This window comes from Pseudomonas sp. 1152_12 (assembly GCF_052850675.1).
Genome location: NZ_VXCW01000009.1, coordinates 41,354 through 57,781 on the forward strand (window position 1 = coordinate 41,354; position 16,428 = coordinate 57,781).

A 16,428-nucleotide genomic window follows, 5' to 3' on the forward strand; every position below is an offset into this window, starting at 1 on the left:
ATAAAGTCTTGGCCGACGTGGCTATAAACGTCATGGGTCAAAACGTGACAAGGCTAAGGGCCATTCAACCGTCGTGGGCCATTATGTTGGCGCGCGGCGGCACGTTGATTCTGGCCGAGCGCCGGGGTGGCGGGGTGGTGGTGTAACAACACACAAAAGATACCTAAATGTGGGAGCGAGCAAGCCCGTTCCCACATTTTAACCGCGTCAGGTAGGCAGTTGTTCTGTGGCCTTAGGCACCGTAAAGCTAAACTCGCTGCCCTGGCCCACCTGACTTTGCGCTTCGATCCGCCCCCCGTGCGCCTGCACAATGCCTTGGGTGATGTAGAGCCCCAGCCCGCTGCCGGTGGGGTTGTTCTCGGTCTGGGTCCAGTAGCGGTCAAACACATGGGGTAACTGCTCCGGCGCAATGCCTTCGCCGGAATCGCGCACCGAAAACACGATCTCCTCGCCGTTGCTCATGGCGCTGATGCCGATGTTGCCTTGGCGCGGGGTGAACTTGATGGCATTGCCGATCAGGTTCGACAGCACCTGGAACAGACGCTCCGGGTCGCCATTGATCTGCAGGCCCTGCTCTGTGTTGAACGACAGCTCTATGCCTTTCTCCATCGCCAACGGCGCGAGCAGGGCATAGGCTTCTTCGAACATCTGGCTGACGTCCAGCGCCACCGGCTTGACCACATAACGCCCGGCCTCGATTTTCGAGGTGTCGAGCAAGTCTTCCAGCAGCACGTTCATCCGCCCGGCGGCTTGTTGCATGGTGTCGATGGCCGAGGAAATCCGCCGCGAGGTGTGTGGGCCTTCGGAGCTGAAGGCCTTTTGCATCATTCCGCAAAGCATCGAGATCACGGTCATCGGGTTACGCAGGTCGTGGGACACCACGGCGACCAGATCATCGCGGGCGCGCACGGCTTGTTGCTCGCGCAACACTTGGCGGGCCAGGTCGTTTTCCAGGGCTGAGCGGCGTAGGTCGTTGGCGGCAAAGCGGTCGCCGTGGCTCCACTTGGTGGAGATGCCGGCCATTTCCACTTTCCAGATTTCAAACGAGGTGCGTGGGCGCAGGCGTAAACCTGCGTCGGAATTTTCCAGGTTCAGCGGCTTGTTCGGGTCGCCGCTCCAATTGATGTTCTCTTTCACCTCCGGGCGAAACCACAGCACGCCGTTATCCACAGGCTTTGGCAGGGTCATGGCCAGCACACCACTGGCCACTCGCTGGAACTCGGCAGCTGGCGGGTACACCGCGGTCAGGTTGTGGCTGGAGAACACCGGCTCGCCACTGGCTTGCAGCCACTTGTGCAGTGCCCGAATTTGTTCAGGCTCCGGGCAATTGCCGTAGCGGTGCAGTTGTTTGTCTTCGATGATCGCCACGCCACCCGACAGGGTCAGGTCCATCAGCACGTGCGGTTGCTGGGCCAGGCCATCGAACACGTTTTGTTCAGAGGCTTTCATCGCTCGCTCAAGCAAGGCCAGGGCCTCGAGTTTTTCTTCGCGCTGACGGCTCAGGTCCAGGGCTTCCATGGCGCTGATCTGCAACGACAGCACCTGGCCGATGGTTTGGCAGGCCATGCGCAGTTCATTGGGCACCAACAGCGGCTTGCGGTTACCGCAACTGATCAGCCCCCAGAGCTTGTCGCCCGCCATCAAGGAAATGCTCATGGACGACAACACGCCCATGTTTTGCATGTACTGGCAGTGAATCGGCGACACGCTGCGCAGGGTGGCAAAGCTCAAGTCCAGCGGCTCACCGGTGTCCGGGCGCAGTTTAGGCACCAGTGGCACCGGCTCATAGGCGGCATTGGGGATGATGCGCAACCAGTTGGTGCGGTACAGCTCGCGGGCCTGCTCGGGGATGTCGGACGCGGGGAAGAACAGGCCGTTGAACAACTCCATGGACGGCGCCGAGGCTTCGGCGATCACCTGGCCATGGCCTTCTTCTTCGAAACGGTAGATCAGCACCCGGTCGTAGCCGGTCATGGCCTGGACTTCATTCACGCTGATTTCGTACAGCGCTTGCAGGGTTTTCGCCGACTGCAGGCGTTGCAGCATCTTGCCCAGGTCGCTGGTGCGGCCATTCAGGGCTCGGGGTTTGAAGTCTGTGAGGCGTGGTTCGAATTCCAGCACCAGCACGTCTTGATGGCGGTGCAGTAGGCCTTCGAATTGCGCACCGTTGAAGCTGACATGCAGCGCCGGCGCGTCTGAAAACGTGTTGTGTTCAGCCATGGCCCGCACCGCTTGGGCGTGTTCCGCGCCCAGCAAGTTGTGCAGCGGCTGGCCCAGCAGTGCCTCGGGCGGGTGGCCGAACAGGGTGCCGACGTTGGCGCTGACCTGAATAATGTGCAGGTCCGGCTCCGACAGCGTCAGCAGCACACCATGGGGCTGTATTGCACCGGGGGTGCGGATGGGTTCGTCGGCACAGTTGGCAAGCAATTGTTCAAAATCTTCGGTGTTCATAGCAGTACCTCCTGGCTGGCGAGCCATTGCTCGAAGCCGCTGAATGTCGAACAAGCTGCTGCCACCGCGCGCTGTTTGGCGTGCGCGTCCAGTGGCTGGCGGGCCAGGTAATCGAGAAAATCTTTCCAGCGCCGACCGGTCTCGGCACCGTACACATTAAGAAACGCGCCGCCGTTGTCCGCCTCAATGCCCAGGCGCTGAGCCATTTCCCGGCGTAACACTTGGCCACCCAGGGTCGCGCCTTCCAGCACGTATAGGGCACCTAAGCAGGCGGCGGGGGTATCGAAAGTGCGGTGTTCGCAGCAACGGGGCAGGGCACTGATGGCATCGTCAGTCAGGCCAAGGGCGTAGAGATCGCGCAGCAATGTTGGCGTTTTCACCCGCAACGCTGTATCGAATCCATCCGGAATCAAGCCGCTGTCGTACAGCGCAGCTTCCATCGGTGCATAAAAACCGTAGTACGCCTGGAGCAAGCGCCGGTACCACTCGGCATCCATGCACTCAGAGAAAAACGGCAGGCGTTTTTCCAGCGCTACATGCAACAGGCCGGTGCCTGAGCGCAGCGCTTCCAGCAATGAGGGCGCACCAACGTCAGGGTCCAGTGAATGCATGCGATGGGCTCGAAGTGTGGGCCTTTTCGGCCATGAATGACGCGAGTGAAACGGGCGACGATTCTACACAACTCATGGCCGTCAACTGTACGTACAATACGAAAAGGCTGACCGGCGGATCAGAAAAGTCGCTCCTTGCGTGATTAATGACCACAGAGCGGCGCTTCAAGTTCGGTTCAAGTGATGTTGCGGTGCTATCAATGCAGGGACGAGCCCTGTTGGGTCAGTGCGGTTTGCACGCACTCAACCAGGTGTTCAGCACTCCAAGGCTTAGGCAAAAAACGCACGGAGCCCCCCAACTGCGCCGCCAGTTTGGTATTGCCGGAGGTCAGCACCACCGGCACTGATGGCCAACGATGCGCCACTACCTTGCTCAGGTCATACCCGTTGAGCAGGCCGGGCATTTGGATATCGCTGACAATCAGGTCCACCGGATCATCGCCGCGTTCCAGGTAAATCATCCCTTCGTCCGCCGAAGGAAACGAGGTGACGTGAGCCCCGAAGTCCTCCAGTACGTCGACCATTAACGAGCGAATGATCTCGTCGTCTTCCAGCACTAAAATCGATGGCTGAGCCATGATCCTTACTCCACCATCAGGGTTCATTAAGGTGGAGTGGGGCGGATATGATTAGGTTCGATTGAATATCTTTGGGGCGATGGATGGTCGTTTGGAGGGTCTAGATTGCGCATTTGCAGGGCGTATTGCACGATACCGACGCTTTCCCTCCAAGGACCGGCCTGCTTCACACTGGCCACCGTATAAGGCCGTCAAACATGAACGCTTCTTCCGCCCTGTTGATCGACCAAGACCTTGCCAGCCGCATGATCAAAGTCGACCACGCCGGCGAGCATGGTGCGATCTGCATCTACAGTGGCCAATTGTTTATGGCGCGGTTTTTTGCCCCAGGCATGGTTGCGCAGTTGAAGGAGTTTCTTGCCCACGAACGCCGTCACCGTGCGATATTCCAGGCCGAGTTGCAGCGCCGTCGTTATCGCCGTTGCCGCAGTTATTGGCTCTGCGGGCTGGGTGGGCTGGTGTTGGGGTTGATCACCGGGCTGTGCGGGCGTAAGGCTATCGTCGCTACCACGGTCGCGGTCGAAAGCGTGGTGCTCAAACACCTGGCGCATCAACTTCATACCTTGCACGACATCGACCCCTTAGCCGTGGCGGCGATTGCTTCGATCGTCGAGGAGGAACAACACCACCACGACCACTCGGCCGCACAGATTGATGTGCGTGACCCGTGGTTCAGGGCGCTCACGCCGGTGGTCACGGCGTGGACGGAAACGGTGATCTGGATGGGCATGCGCTCCTGACAAACAGGCATAATCGCCGTAACACCCGCTGTGGAGCCCACCATGAAGTACGCCTTACTGATCCTTGCCCTGATCCTCAACACCGGCCCGGCCTTTGCGGGGGGCGATGCCGAGGCAGGCGGCAAACTCTTCAGCAAGACCTGCGGCGGCTGCCACAGCATCGGCGAAGGTGCGCGCGGCGGCTTTGGCCCAGAGCTTAACGGCATCATCGGCCGACCCGCCGGCACCACCACGGATTACCAGTACTCCGACGCGATGAAAAACTCCGGCGTGGTCTGGACCCGCGACAAGCTCGCCGCCTACATCGAGGCGCCGAAGAAGGTGGTCAGCGGCACGCGTATGATCTTCTGGGGCATCAGCGACCCGGAGAAGATTGAAAACATCCTGGCCTACCTGGAAACTTTCCAGCCCAAGTGATCACTCGCGCACATTCTTGAACAGCATCAGCCGCGCGCTTTCATGCAGCCCGCGCGTCAGCCCCTGTAAGCGTTGAAGCTCTTCGGATCGACTCAATTTGCGGGCCGTTGCTCAGTCGCTTCATGCCGGAGCGAGCGAAGGTGTATTGGGTGGCGTTGCAGTTCAAAGGCGGCGCGTGCGCGCAGCAGGTGTTTGATGTGGCCGATTCGGCGAATCGGATGTTGGTTGAGGGGGCGGGGAGTGGGGTGAAGTAGGGATGAGTTTTAACGTGGGGCCTGCGGGAATACCACACCGTTGAAGGTGTGGGTGCAGCAGTTACAAAACGGTTTCATCTGTTCGGGCGTCAAGTGTGGGTTAACTTTTTGCAGCAAGCCTGCGGGGTCGACGAACAAGCCGCTGTAGTAGGTAGATCCACCCATTTCCACATACTCTTTCTTGTCGACCTCATGTAACGCGACAATCCAGAACACCGGCTCCGGGCGATCTAATCGGGCGTTGGCTTCGCTGAAAACTTTGTCCCACGGCTGGCCGACTTTGGACAGGAGAAAGCGGAATAGCGGCGTGTAGTCAAAACCGTGTCGTTGATGGCTGTGCATTGAGCCGCGGCTGGACAGCGAGCTTTTTTCGCTTTTAGTGTGCCGTTCATAGCGATAGGCGAAACCGCTACCGTGTCGCACGCCATGGGTTCGGGTATTGAATGAGCGGTAGAGGAGGGGCTTTTTCATTGCGTCAGGATTCCTTCCTGGTTTGCTTAGGAGGTGGCGGCCGAGTGCCTTGGTAGCGGAAGGAAATTTGGTAGTCGAAAAGGCTTGGCTCTATCACATGCTGGAAGTACGGCTGAAGAATGCCTATCCAACTGGGGAAGACATTGAATACTCCGGCAAAAATTTCTGGTTCCTCATGCAGGTCGAGTGAGTAAAGAATGCTGTCCTCATCATCAATGTCCGATGAGTACTCATCCGCTTTTAAGTCATCGCAGAGCTTTTTGTACCAGAACAGTTCAATTTTCATAGCCATCTTTGAAGGCCTTACTTCCTTGTGTGAAGGAGTGAGCCTACGAGGGAGAATCAGAGGCTGATATTGGCCATGTCCGACTGTGAGTGTGGGAAAAGTCAGCCGGGCATTAACGGCCCTGGAGCGAGTAGGACCGTTCTGATTTTATGGGGGGGCAGTGCGCGAAATCTGTACATACAAGAGCATGCCTTCAGGTCTCACATTTTCGGATTACCGTCCTGATCGTCGTCATTAACGAGACGACCGGGCCTGGAAACCCGTGGAACAATAGCGCACAGGTGCCACTATTTTTATCACGAGTGCTGGTGTTTTTGTGCTGGCATATCCGTGTTATGGCGGCTGTGTGCGGGAGGCCTTCGGGTCTGCCGGGTTCCTATTGTCCCGGTTTTCCAGCCTGCGCATAGCTGCCACCCATTCGCCTGGAAACGAACGTGGCGGCTCTTCTCTACATTAGGAGTTAAGCCATGAGGGTTTCTGACAGGTCGTACCCTCGCAGCACTGTAGTCACCACCACCGTTTAACCCGGAGGTGCCTAATGATCAACCCACCCCTCAACAAAACCCTCGGCGTCATCACCTTCTCCACCTGCGGCAAACAGCCCAACCTCCACTGTCTATTCCGCGTCAATGCCGGCGTGCCCATTCGCGATGCCCTGGAGCATGCTTGCGAGCTGCTGCACCGTTCCAAAATGCATCGCGTTGGATGCCGCCATGGACAAGAGCGCGGACCGTTACGCCTGGGCGGCACAGTATTTGGGAGAGATGGCGAAGGCGGTGGTGGATGATTTGGCGGATGGGGTGTTGGAGGAGGGCGAGGCTGTTTCGGTGTAAGCGGGTGATTTGATTGGGGGGCGGCGGCTGGCGTCTTCGCAGCGATGCGGCGACCCCACAAGCCAGCTCCCACGTTTGGATCGAGGCGCACCAGCTAAGCCGTGCAGGCAGTAAAAAAGACCTTGGGACGCCAAGGTCTTTTTTGCCTGCTGATCGAGGTGAGCAAGTGCTTGATGCCCTGCGTGCGTCGAGTCGGGCGGTATCGCTTGGTCAGGGGTTATGTTGGCTCATCGGGGGGGCGCTTAAGCAACGCTTGGGAAAGAGGCGCCGGCGCAGGTGGCTTCGGCATGGGGTAAGCCTGTTTCATTTGGGCGATATCGCCGTCGCTGATATCCCAGGTTTCCGATTGACCCCAACTGCCATCTGTCCAGTCGGGGCTGACCTCGTAATGCATTATCGAATCGCTGTCGTAAGGTTGGTAGCTGTGCTTATCGCTACGCTCTAGGGGGAAGATATTTTTGTCGACGAGGTCCTGGGTCCAACCATAGTGCTTGAGCATGTGGTCATACGCCTTCTGCTTGTCCCAAGGAATGCCTGAATTAGGGTGTTGGTGAGCATGCAGCGCGCCCAAGCCATGCCCGAACTCATGCAGCACCACGAAACGGAATCTGGGTGAATGGATATCGCCCGGCAGGATCATCGTGGGCAGGTGTGGCGGTTTTTTTTTCGCGTCTGTCCCTACCGCAGAACCGAAGGTGTTATTGATATGGTTGAGAGCGATACGGATGTCGCCTTCTTCGCCCAAGACAAAATTGAACTTGAGATTGACGTAAGGCAGCCATTCGTTGATCACGTCCTTTATCGCTTTTGCCTCCTCTTCGTTAGCGTCATATAGCGCTATCGTGATCGTCGAACCATTGGGCCAGAGCTGGGTTTGGTCGATCACGTTGCGCTTGGTTCGTATCGGGCTGACAGACTGCGCATCAGGGCTTGAGGCGTTGTCCGCGTAGGCGGCGGTATGAAACGGTTGAAAGAGACTGGGAGAATTGATCATAAGACATATCACCAAAGGGCTATAGGAACCTTTGGGTGTTGCCGGTGAGGTCTACAGTTCCCTGTGCAGGCTTGTTTAGTCAATTACTTTATCTGTCGCTGGCCTCCAAACGACCGAGCTTGAGCGGCTGATAAACAATTAAGCGCATAAGGGGTCAGCTCAGCAGGTGCTTGGAAATGATTCGAGAGATTTCCACAATTGACGTCTTCCCAGTGAATTCAAACTTCACTTTCCCCAGCGACGAAAAGTAAATCTCCAGCTCCGAATCCAGATCAAACGTGCCGGATGTTTCCACTGAGTACGCGACGATATTTTTGTACGGCAGCGAGGTGAAGTCCTTCTTGCTGCCGGTAATTCCCTGCACGTTCACGGCGATGATGCGCTGGGTGGTGAAGACCACGCCGTCGCGCATGGCTTTGTAGGCGTCGATCACTTCTTCGCCGTCGAGCAGCAGGGCCGAGACGCGTTCGGCGTATTCGTTATTTTGTTTGAGTTTGAAGAAACCTTTGTTGTTGAAGTCGATCATGTGCCTGTCCTGAGTGCGTGGTGCGGCAAAGGCCTGTGCGGGTGTATGACGTTTTGCTCGCGGATCTGTATCTGACGCCCTGCTTTTCAACGCTCTACCATGACGGCCAACATACTCATGCAGGAGCGGCGCCATGCCCGAACTGTCCAGCTGGCTTGCTTATGGCCTGATCTCACTCGGCATGGTGCTCACGCCCGGGCCAAACATGATTTACCTCATTTCCCGCTCGATTTGCCAGGGGCGTACGGCTGGGTTGATTTCCCTGGGCGGTGTTGCGTTGGGGTTTGTGGTTTACATGCTGTGCGCGGCATTGGGGATTACCGCGTTGGTGATGGCGGTACCTTTTGCGTACGACGTGCTGCGGCTCGGCGGGGCGTTGTATTTGGTGTACTTGGCCTGGCAGGCGGTCAAGCCGGGTGGCCGCTCGCCCTTTCAGGTCCGGGATTTGCCCCAGGACAGCCCACGCAAGCTGTTCATGATGGGCTTTGTGACCAACCTGCTGAACCCCAAAGTGGCGGTGATGTATTTGTCGTTGCTGCCGCAGTTCATCGACCCGAACGGCCATGGCAGTGTGCTGACGCAATCCCTGGTGCTGGGCTTTACGCAGATTGCCATCAGCGTAAGCGTTAACTCGGTGATTGCGATCATGGCGGGCTCCATCGCGGTGTTCTTTGTCACCCGCCCGAGTTGGCAGGTGCTGCAGCGTTGGCTGATGGGCTCGGTGTTGATGGGCTTAGCCGTGAGGATGGCGGTTGAAGGGCGGCGGTAAGTGGGGGCAACACAGTGTTTGGTTTCGTGCTCAGCGGGCCATGACGTTGACGATCACATGCAGGATGAAGGCGGGGCCATAGCACGGCTGGCCGTGTTCATCCTCGATCCGCCAGATCGACGTGACGGTGCAGGTTTCCTTGGGCGCGGCGAATTCCACTGTGAGGTGTACCGGCTGGCCGGGCAGTGTTTCGGCGATGGGGATTTCGTTGTTCAGGCTGCGCAGGTGCGTGTCCATCACCACTTCCAATGGCGCGCCCGTGGTGGTGCGTCGGGCGATCACGTATTCGCCGTCTACTCGCACCAACTTGCGGCCGCGCCAGGGGCGGTCGCCGAGGTTTTGGATCTCCCAGGTCTTCTGAAACGTCTCACCGGGTAACACGACGGTTTGGTCTGGCGTGGAGACGTCTGCGTTGAAGACGGCAACGTCGCCAGGGTCTTGCAGGCCGATAGCTCGGTTAGTGGCAGCCATTGAGTGAGCGCCCACCGGAGCGCCTGCCAAATCGGCGAAGTAGCGGAACAGTAGCAGCGGTGAAACCTGAAGCGCCTTGGCCAACTTAATCAGTGTGCGCACCGAGGGATCTTGAGAGGCGCCACCGGCCAACCCATAAAGGTAGGTTCTGGATATGCCGGCTTCCTTGGCCAGGGTGGTCATGGATTTGCCCAGTTCCCGGCTGCGTCGTACGACCAGCGCCCGGAGGGTGTCGCGCGTCTTGATGCTCATAGTTGATTACTCATCCCCAGTCCTTGGTGAAAGTCGTCACGTTGTTAGCTAAAAAGGACAACCTGCCCGTCGCAACGTTTAGTGGGCCATGCACACTCGCATCCTGCTGGCGACGTTGTGAAGGACATGGATAGTCCGCGTTTTGATTGGCTATATCCAGTGTCGCGGTTTCTCGCATGCTTGCGACCCCGTGTTTGTTGCATTCCTTTACAACCATCTCTGGATATGGCTATGAAACAGATAAAAGCGTGCTGTGAATCCATTGCTCGATCAGGCTTTGGCACCCTGCAAATCTCAGATGCGATGCAGCAGGACTACAAAAAGATCATTGATGGGTACGTGGCAATTTCCCAAACCACCAAGCAATCATTTTCCTTTGCCGAAGACACGGACGGTTTTTTCCCTTTTGGCGCCGAGTATTCGAGCATCGAAGACCACCCGGACCTGTGTGAACGCTTCTGTTACTGGCCTGCGCATGCGCCGAAGCGAACGGATTTGGAATTCACCCAAAGCCCGTTCTTCACTGCTGTGGATAGTTTTGAGCGCCAGATCAGCGAGCTCGCCCAAACATTGATGGACGGCATCTGTGCAGAGTTCGGCGTTGCTCCATTAGCGCCCTTGCGTTTGGCGTCTTACATCCAACTCTGTGTCTACGGTGCTCAGGCCACAAACGGCGTGCGTCAATTTGCTCAGGACCCTCATGAAGATGGGCACATGCTGTCGTTTATCAAGCCTACCCGCGAAGGGCTGGTCTTGGTCAGGGGGGCTTCATTAGAGCCCGTTCGGCTTCTGGAAGGTGAGATTGCAGTGCTGGCAGGGTCGTTGCTCACTGAGCTTTCCGATCAGTCCATTCCGGCTGCTTACCATGCTGTGCTGGCGCCTAAGCAACCGGTCGCCAGAAGTTCGTTGATTTACTTTGCAAATCCGAGCCCGGAACAGCAGCCGACAAGCTTCTTTCGCCGCAAACCCATTGACCTGAACAGCGCCGTCAATGCTCGTCATACCGGTTTCGGCAATCAGCCGATTCAACTTCTCTAATCGCCTCGCGGACTCGAACATTCCATGTTTCCTCACTTCAACGCCCTGTACCTCGAAGGCTTGCTTCTGGGTATCGGACTGTTCGCCGCCCCCGGCCCAAAAGACACCTTGGTGATCCGCCAAGGTGTCGGCCGTGGTCCCATCTGGTGGGTGGTCGCTATTTGTGTGCTGGCCGATATCCTCCTGATCGCTATCGGCGTGACGGGGTTAGGGTCTGTGCTGGAAAGTTGGCCGGCGGTGATGGCGATAATGCTCTTGTCCGGCGCGGCCTATCTGCTGTGGTTCGGTGGTCAGCGCTTGCTGGCCTGCATCCGCAACCAGTCCATGCCGGACACTCAAGGCGGTAACTCGCAACGCGGGCTGTTACGCACGGCGATAGTGCTCGGCTTCGCCAACCCCTACGCCTGGCTCGATACGGTGGTGCTGATCGGCTCTATCGGTGCGGCCAAACCCGCAGGCCAACAAGCACTGTTCGCGACGGGGGCCATGACGGCATCGTTGGTGTGGTTTGTGCTGTTGGCGCTGGGATGTCAGCGTTTGACATGGCTGTTTCGCGCGCCCGTAGTCTGGCGATGCTTGGACGCTGGTGTTGCGGTGCTGATGGTTTACTTGGCGGGTATGTTGATCATTGATTCACTGGATATCTTTCAGATAGTCCTGGAGGGTGGTCAGCGGCGCGCTTAGCTCATCAAGGCTGGTGGCCTGTTGCACATCGGTGGTCAGCTTATGCAATTCGCGACCGAGTACGGTGTCGGCGCCGCCTAAGGTATTCAAGGCCTGGGCAATGCACTCATCAAGCTTGCGTTGAATCGTGGCCAAATCTCCTTGGCGCACCAACAACCCAAACACCTCGCGCTCATACCCATCCATGACGAGGTCATCTCGCAGAACCGGGCTCGCGCCTTCGGTCTCATGCACCAGCTTGAGAGCAAAAAGCGCAACAGCTTCCAGCGTCAATTCCATGGTCTCGGCTCCTCAACGTCTGCGTTGGCCTGCGCATACTCACTTTTCTACAGGCGAAAAAAAAGACCTTGAATTTCAAGGTCTTTCTTTAAGATGGTGCCCCGAGGGAGAATCGAACTCCCACTTCTTTCGAAAACGGATTTTGAATCCGCCGCGTCTACCAATTCCGCCATCAGGGCTCAATGGCGGCGAAGTATAGAGATGAGATTACCGTTGGTCAATCACGTTTCATGGTCTATTTTCACTATTTCCGCTAGACTTCCCGGCCCTGCTAGACGAACCCCATCATGCGCGTTGCTGACTTTACTTTTGAACTCCCTGATTCGCTGATCGCTCGCCACCCTTTGGCCGAGCGTCGCGCCAGTCGACTGCTGACCCTGGACGGGGTCAGCGGTGCCCTTGCACACCGTCAATTCACTGATTTGCTTGAGCATTTACGCCCAGGCGATTTGATGGTGTTCAACAATACCCGGGTGATTCCGGCACGGCTGTTTGGCCAGAAAGCCTCTGGCGGCAAGCTGGAAATTCTGGTGGAGCGGGTGCTGGACAGCCATCGCGTGCTGGCCCATGTGCGTTCCAGCAAGTCGCCGAAACCGGGGTCGAGCATCTTGATCGATGGCGGTGGCGAGGCCGAGATGGTCGCGCGCCATGACGCGTTGTTCGAGCTCAAGTTCGCCGAAGAGGTGTTGCCCCTGTTGGAGCGTGTCGGCCATATGCCGTTGCCTCCTTATATAGACCGCCCCGACGAAGACGCGGACCGCGAGCGCTATCAGACGGTGTACTCCCAGCGCCTGGGTGCTGTGGCCGCGCCGACAGCCGGATTGCATTTCGACCAGTTGCTGCTGGACGCGATTGCCGCCAAGGGCGTCGAAAGCGCTTATGTGACCCTGCACGTGGGGGCCGGGACGTTTCAGCCGGTGCGTGTGGATAACATCGAAGACCACCATATGCACAGCGAGTGGCTGGAAGTCAGCCAGGAAGTCGTGGATGCCGTGGCCGCGTGCAAGGCGCGCGGCGGGCGGGTGGTGGCGGTGGGCACCACCAGCGTGCGTTCGCTGGAGAGTGCGGCGCGTGATGGCGTGCTCAAGCCGTTCAGTGGCGACACCGATATCTTTATTTTTCCGGGCCGGCCGTTCCATGTGGTCGATTGCCTGGTAACCAACTTCCATTTGCCGGAATCCACGCTGTTGATGCTGGTGTCGGCATTTGCCGGTTACCCGGAAACCATGGCCGCGTATCAAGCCGCCATCGCCAACGAGTACCGTTTTTTCAGCTACGGTGATGCGATGTTTATCACCCGAAACCCGGCGCCACGCGGCCCAGAGGGAGTTTTATGAGTCGTATGTCGTTTGAACTGTTGGCCACTGACGGTAAAGCCCGTCGTGGTCGCCTGACCTTCCCGCGCGGCACTGTTGAAACTCCGGCTTTTATGCCCGTGGGCACCTACGGCACCGTCAAAGGCATGCTGCCGCGTGACATCGTCGCCACCGGCGCCGAGATCATCCTCGGCAACACCTTCCACCTGTGGCTGCGCCCGGGTACGGAAGTGATCAAGAAGCATGGCGACCTGCATGACTTCATGAAGTGGCAAGGCCCGATCCTCACCGACTCCGGTGGTTTCCAGGTGTTCAGCCTGGGTGCCATGCGCAAGATCAAGGAGGAGGGCGTGACCTTCGCCTCGCCGGTGGACGGCTCCAAAGTGTTCATGGGGCCGGAAGAGTCGATGCAGGTGCAACGCGACCTGGGCTCCGACATCGTGATGATTTTTGACGAGTGCACGCCGTACCCGGCTGACGAAGACGTGGCGCGCATTTCCATGGAGCTGTCGCTGCGTTGGGCCCAGCGCTCGAAGAACGCCCACGGCGATAACACTGCGGCGCTGTTCGGTATCGTCCAGGGCGGCATGCACGAAAGCCTGCGCAAGCGCTCGCTGGAAGGCTTGGACAAGATCGGCTTTGACGGCCTGGCCATCGGCGGTTTGTCGGTGGGCGAGCCCAAGCACGAGATGATCAAAGTGCTGGATTACCTGCCGGGCCTGATGCCGGCTGACAAACCTCGTTACCTTATGGGCGTTGGCAAACCTGAAGATCTCGTAGAGGGTGTGCGCCGCGGTGTGGACATGTTCGATTGCGTGATGCCAACCCGTAATGCTCGCAATGGGCATCTGTTCATCGATACAGGCGTGCTGAAGATCCGAAACGCGTTCCATCGCCATGATGATTCGCCGCTGGATCCCACCTGTGACTGCTACACCTGCCAGAACTTCTCGCGTGCTTATCTGCACCATCTGGACAAGTGCGGGGAAATGCTGGGTAGCATGTTGAATACCATCCACAATTTGCGTCATTACCAAGTCCTGATGGCTGGTTTGCGCGAGGCTATTCAACAGGGTACATTGGCCGCCTTCGTCGATGCCTTCTATGCCAAGCGCGGGCTCCCTGTGCCGCCCTTGGACTGAGTTTTCCGACCCTAAGATTCACTATTTGCAACTGGAGTGCTAAATGAGCTTTTTTATCTCTAATGCCATGGCTGACGCCGCTGCGCCTGCTGCTGCCGGCCCTATGGGCGGTGGTTTCGAGTGGATTTTCCTGGTCGGCTTCCTGGTCATTTTCTACCTGATGATCTGGCGTCCACAGGCCAAGCGCGCCAAAGAGCAGAAAAACCTGCTGGGCAGCCTGCAGAAAGGCGACGAAGTTGTGACCACTGGCGGCATCGCCGGCAAGATCACCAAAGTTTCTGATGCTTTCGTGGTTCTGGAAGTGTCCGACACCGTTGAAATGAAGTTCCAGAAGGGCGCCATCGCCGCCACGCTGCCAAAAGGCACGCTCAAAGCGATCTGAGTAACAACTTTTACCAATCGACGGGGCGCGCAAGGCGCCCCGCGTTATAAGCGGGCGGCGTGATGCTGAACAAATACCCTCTGTGGAAATACCTACTGATCCTGGCGGTGCTGGCGATCGGTTTTATTTATTCCGCTCCCAATCTTTATCCTGATGACCCTGCGATCCAGATCACGGGCGCCAGCACTTCGCTGCAGGTCAATCAGGCTGACCTGGAGCGCGCGAGCAAAGCGCTCACCGATGCAGGTATCCAGGTTAAAGCGGCAACGTTGGCGGCTGATGCGAAGGGCGGTTTGTTGCGCCTGGCCAAGCAAGAAGACCAATTGCCGGCTAAAGATGTTGTGCGTAAGGCCATGGGTGATGACTACGTTGTCGCGCTGAACCTGGCGCAGACCACGCCAAAATGGCTGCGTGCCATTGGCGCGCACCCGATGAAGCTGGGTCTGGACTTGTCTGGTGGTGTGCACTTCCTGCTGGAAGTTGACATGGACAAAGCCCTCGACGCACGCCTGAAAGTCTACGAAGGCGATGTGAAGAGCCTGCTGCGTAAAGAGAAACTGCGTTATCGCAGCCTGCCGCAGCTCAACGGCGCCATCCAGCTCGGTTTCGCTGACGAAGCGTCTCGTGAACAGGCCCGTGCGCTGGTCCGCAAGAATTTCAACGATTTCGACATCGTACCGGCCGACCTTAATGGTCAACCTGTACTTCGTCTGGCGATGACCCCAGCCAAGCTGGCGGAAATCCGCGAATACTCCATCAAGCAGAACTTGACCACGGTACGTAACCGCGTCAACGAGCTGGGGGTGGCCGAGCCGATCGTGCAGCGTCAGGGCGCCAACCGTATCGTGGTTGAGCTGCCGGGCGTGCAGGACACGGCTGAAGCCAAGCGTATCCTGGGTAAAACCGCCAACCTGGAGTTCCGCCTGGCGGCTGAGCCGGGTGCTTCGCGCGCCACTGCCGAAGAGTTCGAGTTCCGCGAAGGCAACCGTCCTCCTGCGTTGATCGAGCGTGGCTTGATCATCACTGGTGATCAGGTAACCGACGCTAAAGCGGGTTTCGACTCGCAGCACGGCTCTCCTGAAGTGAACATCCGTCTGGATGGTCACGGCGGTGAGCTGATGAGTCGTGCCACGCGCAGCAACGTCGGTCGCAGCATGGCGGTGATCTTCATCGAGCAACGCCCGGTCACTACTTACACCAAGCAAATGGTCAACGGCGTCGAGAAAGACGTGCCGGTGCAGACCTTCAAAGAAGAGAAGAAGATCATCAGCCTGGCGACTATCCAGTCGCCGCTGGGTGCTCAATTCCGCATCACTGGCCTGAACGGCCAGGGCGAATCGTCCGAGCTCGCGCTGTTGCTGCGTGCCGGTGGGCTGGCGGCGCCGATGTACTTCGCTGAAGAACGCACCATTGGCCCGAGCCTGGGTGCCGACAACATCACCAAGGGTATCGACGCAGCCTTGTGGGGCATGCTGTTTGTGTCGCTGTTCATCATCGCCATCTACCGCTTCTTCGGCGTCATCGCCACCGTGGCCCTCGCGGGCAACATGGTCATGCTGCTGGCCCTGATGTCGCTGCTGGGCGCTACGCTGACCCTGCCAGGTATCGCCGGTATCGTACTCACCATGGGTATGGCGGTAGACGCCAACGTACTGATCTTCTCGCGGATTCGTGAAGAGATTGCAGCGGGCATGACCGTACAGCGTGCAATCAACGAAGGCTTCGGCCGGGCATTTACCGCAATTCTCGACTCCAACTTGACCACCTTGCTGGTCGGCGGGATTCTCTTTGCCATGGGCACCGGCCCGGTCAAAGGTTTTGCGGTGACCATGTCCCTCGGTATCTTTACCTCGATGTTCACGGCCATCATGGTGACCCGCGCAATGGTCAACCTGATCTTTGGCGGGCGTGACTTCAAGAAGTTGTGGATTTAA

The 16,428-nt window shown here is 57.9% G+C and carries 18 protein-coding genes, 1 tRNA gene and 1 pseudogene; 10 read left to right on the forward strand and 10 right to left on the reverse strand.

The window, feature by feature from the left end:
- Nucleotides 1-207: 207 nt before the first annotated feature.
- The 3 genes from FW764_RS17880 to FW764_RS17890 all read right to left on the reverse strand — a co-directional run bounded on the left by FW764_RS17880 (nt 208) and on the right by FW764_RS17890 (nt 3,640).
- On the reverse strand, nt 208-2,451 hold the full coding sequence (locus tag FW764_RS17880; protein WP_446435008.1) for an ATP-binding protein: 2,244 nt from the start codon (nt 2,449-2,451) through the stop codon (nt 208-210).
- Nucleotides 2,448-3,062 carry a biliverdin-producing heme oxygenase gene (locus tag FW764_RS17885; protein ID WP_446435009.1) on the reverse strand — a complete coding sequence of 205 codons (615 nt, stop codon included), beginning with the start codon at nt 3,060-3,062 and terminating at the stop codon, nt 2,448-2,450. The genes FW764_RS17880 and FW764_RS17885 overlap by 4 nt, the downstream gene beginning before the upstream one ends.
- Before the next feature lie 197 nt (nt 3,063-3,259).
- Complete coding sequence (locus FW764_RS17890; protein WP_446435010.1) at nt 3,260-3,640, reverse strand: response regulator; 381 nt, start codon at nt 3,638-3,640, stop codon at nt 3,260-3,262.
- A gap of 197 nt (nt 3,641-3,837) precedes the next feature.
- Between FW764_RS17890 and FW764_RS17895 the strand changes: the two genes are divergently transcribed.
- Together FW764_RS17895 and FW764_RS17900 are read left to right on the forward strand one after the other, a co-directional pair.
- Nucleotides 3,838-4,380, forward strand: a complete 543-nt coding sequence (locus FW764_RS17895) for a demethoxyubiquinone hydroxylase family protein (RefSeq protein ID WP_446435011.1) — start codon at nt 3,838-3,840, stop codon at nt 4,378-4,380.
- A gap of 42 nt (nt 4,381-4,422) precedes the next feature.
- On the forward strand, nt 4,423-4,797 hold the full coding sequence (locus FW764_RS17900) for a c-type cytochrome (RefSeq protein WP_446435012.1): 375 nt from the start codon (nt 4,423-4,425) through the stop codon (nt 4,795-4,797).
- Nucleotides 4,798-5,060: 263 nt separating this feature from the next.
- Here FW764_RS17900 and FW764_RS17905 read toward each other — a convergent pair whose 3' ends face one another.
- Both FW764_RS17905 and FW764_RS17910 read right to left on the reverse strand, forming a co-directional pair.
- Entirely contained in the window at nt 5,061-5,522 is a 462-nt protein-coding gene (locus FW764_RS17905; protein WP_446435013.1) for a hypothetical protein, read from the reverse strand.
- Nucleotides 5,523-5,526: 4 nt separating this feature from the next.
- Complete coding sequence (locus FW764_RS17910; protein ID WP_446435014.1) at nt 5,527-5,814, reverse strand: colicin E3-like toxin immunity protein; 288 nt, start codon at nt 5,812-5,814, stop codon at nt 5,527-5,529.
- A 532-nt stretch (nt 5,815-6,346) separates the two neighbouring features.
- On the opposite strand from FW764_RS17910, the pseudogene FW764_RS17915 reads away from it, so the two are divergent.
- Nucleotides 6,347-6,641 (forward strand): annotated as a pseudogene (locus tag FW764_RS17915) (DUF3077 domain-containing protein).
- 217 nt (nt 6,642-6,858) lie between these two features.
- Here FW764_RS17915 and FW764_RS17920 read toward each other — a convergent pair.
- Both FW764_RS17920 and FW764_RS17925 read right to left on the reverse strand, forming a co-directional pair.
- Nucleotides 6,859-7,635: a M12 family metallopeptidase gene (locus tag FW764_RS17920; RefSeq protein WP_446435015.1), complete on the reverse strand. Its 777-nt coding sequence runs from the start codon at nt 7,633-7,635 to the stop codon at nt 6,859-6,861.
- A gap of 154 nt (nt 7,636-7,789) precedes the next feature.
- Complete coding sequence (locus FW764_RS17925) at nt 7,790-8,161, reverse strand: PH domain-containing protein (protein ID WP_446435016.1); 372 nt, start codon at nt 8,159-8,161, stop codon at nt 7,790-7,792.
- A gap of 133 nt (nt 8,162-8,294) precedes the next feature.
- Between FW764_RS17925 and FW764_RS17930 the strand changes: the two genes are divergently transcribed.
- Nucleotides 8,295-8,930 carry a LysE family translocator gene (locus FW764_RS17930; protein WP_446435017.1) on the forward strand — a complete coding sequence of 212 codons (636 nt, stop codon included), beginning with the start codon at nt 8,295-8,297 and terminating at the stop codon, nt 8,928-8,930.
- Between the two features lie 30 nt (nt 8,931-8,960).
- Here FW764_RS17930 and FW764_RS17935 read toward each other — a convergent pair whose 3' ends face one another.
- On the reverse strand, nt 8,961-9,653 hold the full coding sequence (locus FW764_RS17935) for an NBR1-Ig-like domain-containing protein (RefSeq protein ID WP_446435018.1): 693 nt from the start codon (nt 9,651-9,653) through the stop codon (nt 8,961-8,963).
- A gap of 231 nt (nt 9,654-9,884) precedes the next feature.
- Here FW764_RS17935 and FW764_RS17940 point away from each other — a divergent pair, with 231 nt between their 5' ends.
- Nucleotides 9,885-10,691 (forward strand): 2OG-Fe(II) oxygenase family protein, encoded by an 807-nt coding sequence (locus FW764_RS17940; RefSeq protein ID WP_446435019.1) that lies wholly within the window; start codon nt 9,885-9,887, stop codon nt 10,689-10,691.
- Nucleotides 10,692-10,715: 24 nt separating this feature from the next.
- Nucleotides 10,716-11,375, forward strand: coding sequence for a LysE/ArgO family amino acid transporter (locus FW764_RS17945; RefSeq protein ID WP_446435020.1), 660 nt, complete (start codon nt 10,716-10,718; stop codon nt 11,373-11,375).
- On the opposite strand, the gene FW764_RS17950 is transcribed toward FW764_RS17945, so the two are convergent.
- Together FW764_RS17950 and FW764_RS17955 are read right to left on the reverse strand one after the other, a co-directional pair.
- On the reverse strand, nt 11,325-11,654 hold the full coding sequence (locus FW764_RS17950; RefSeq protein WP_446435021.1) for a hypothetical protein: 330 nt from the start codon (nt 11,652-11,654) through the stop codon (nt 11,325-11,327). The genes FW764_RS17945 and FW764_RS17950 overlap by 51 nt on opposite strands.
- Before the next feature lie 94 nt (nt 11,655-11,748).
- Nucleotides 11,749-11,833 (reverse strand) — tRNA-Leu (locus FW764_RS17955).
- A gap of 108 nt (nt 11,834-11,941) precedes the next feature.
- Between FW764_RS17955 and queA the strand changes: the two genes are divergently transcribed.
- The 4 genes from queA to secD all read left to right on the forward strand — a co-directional run bounded on the left by queA (nt 11,942) and on the right by secD (nt 16,428).
- Complete coding sequence (gene queA / locus FW764_RS17960; protein ID WP_446435022.1) at nt 11,942-12,991, forward strand: tRNA preQ1(34) S-adenosylmethionine ribosyltransferase-isomerase QueA; 1,050 nt, start codon at nt 11,942-11,944, stop codon at nt 12,989-12,991.
- 5 nt (nt 12,992-12,996) lie between these two features.
- Entirely contained in the window at nt 12,997-14,112 is a 1,116-nt protein-coding gene (tgt, locus tag FW764_RS17965; RefSeq protein WP_003175976.1) for a tRNA guanosine(34) transglycosylase Tgt, read from the forward strand.
- Nucleotides 14,113-14,155: 43 nt separating this feature from the next.
- Complete coding sequence (gene yajC / locus FW764_RS17970) at nt 14,156-14,494, forward strand: preprotein translocase subunit YajC (RefSeq protein WP_003175975.1); 339 nt, start codon at nt 14,156-14,158, stop codon at nt 14,492-14,494.
- A gap of 62 nt (nt 14,495-14,556) precedes the next feature.
- Nucleotides 14,557-16,428 carry a protein translocase subunit SecD gene (gene secD / locus FW764_RS17975; protein ID WP_446435023.1) on the forward strand — a complete coding sequence of 624 codons (1,872 nt, stop codon included), beginning with the start codon at nt 14,557-14,559 and terminating at the stop codon, nt 16,426-16,428.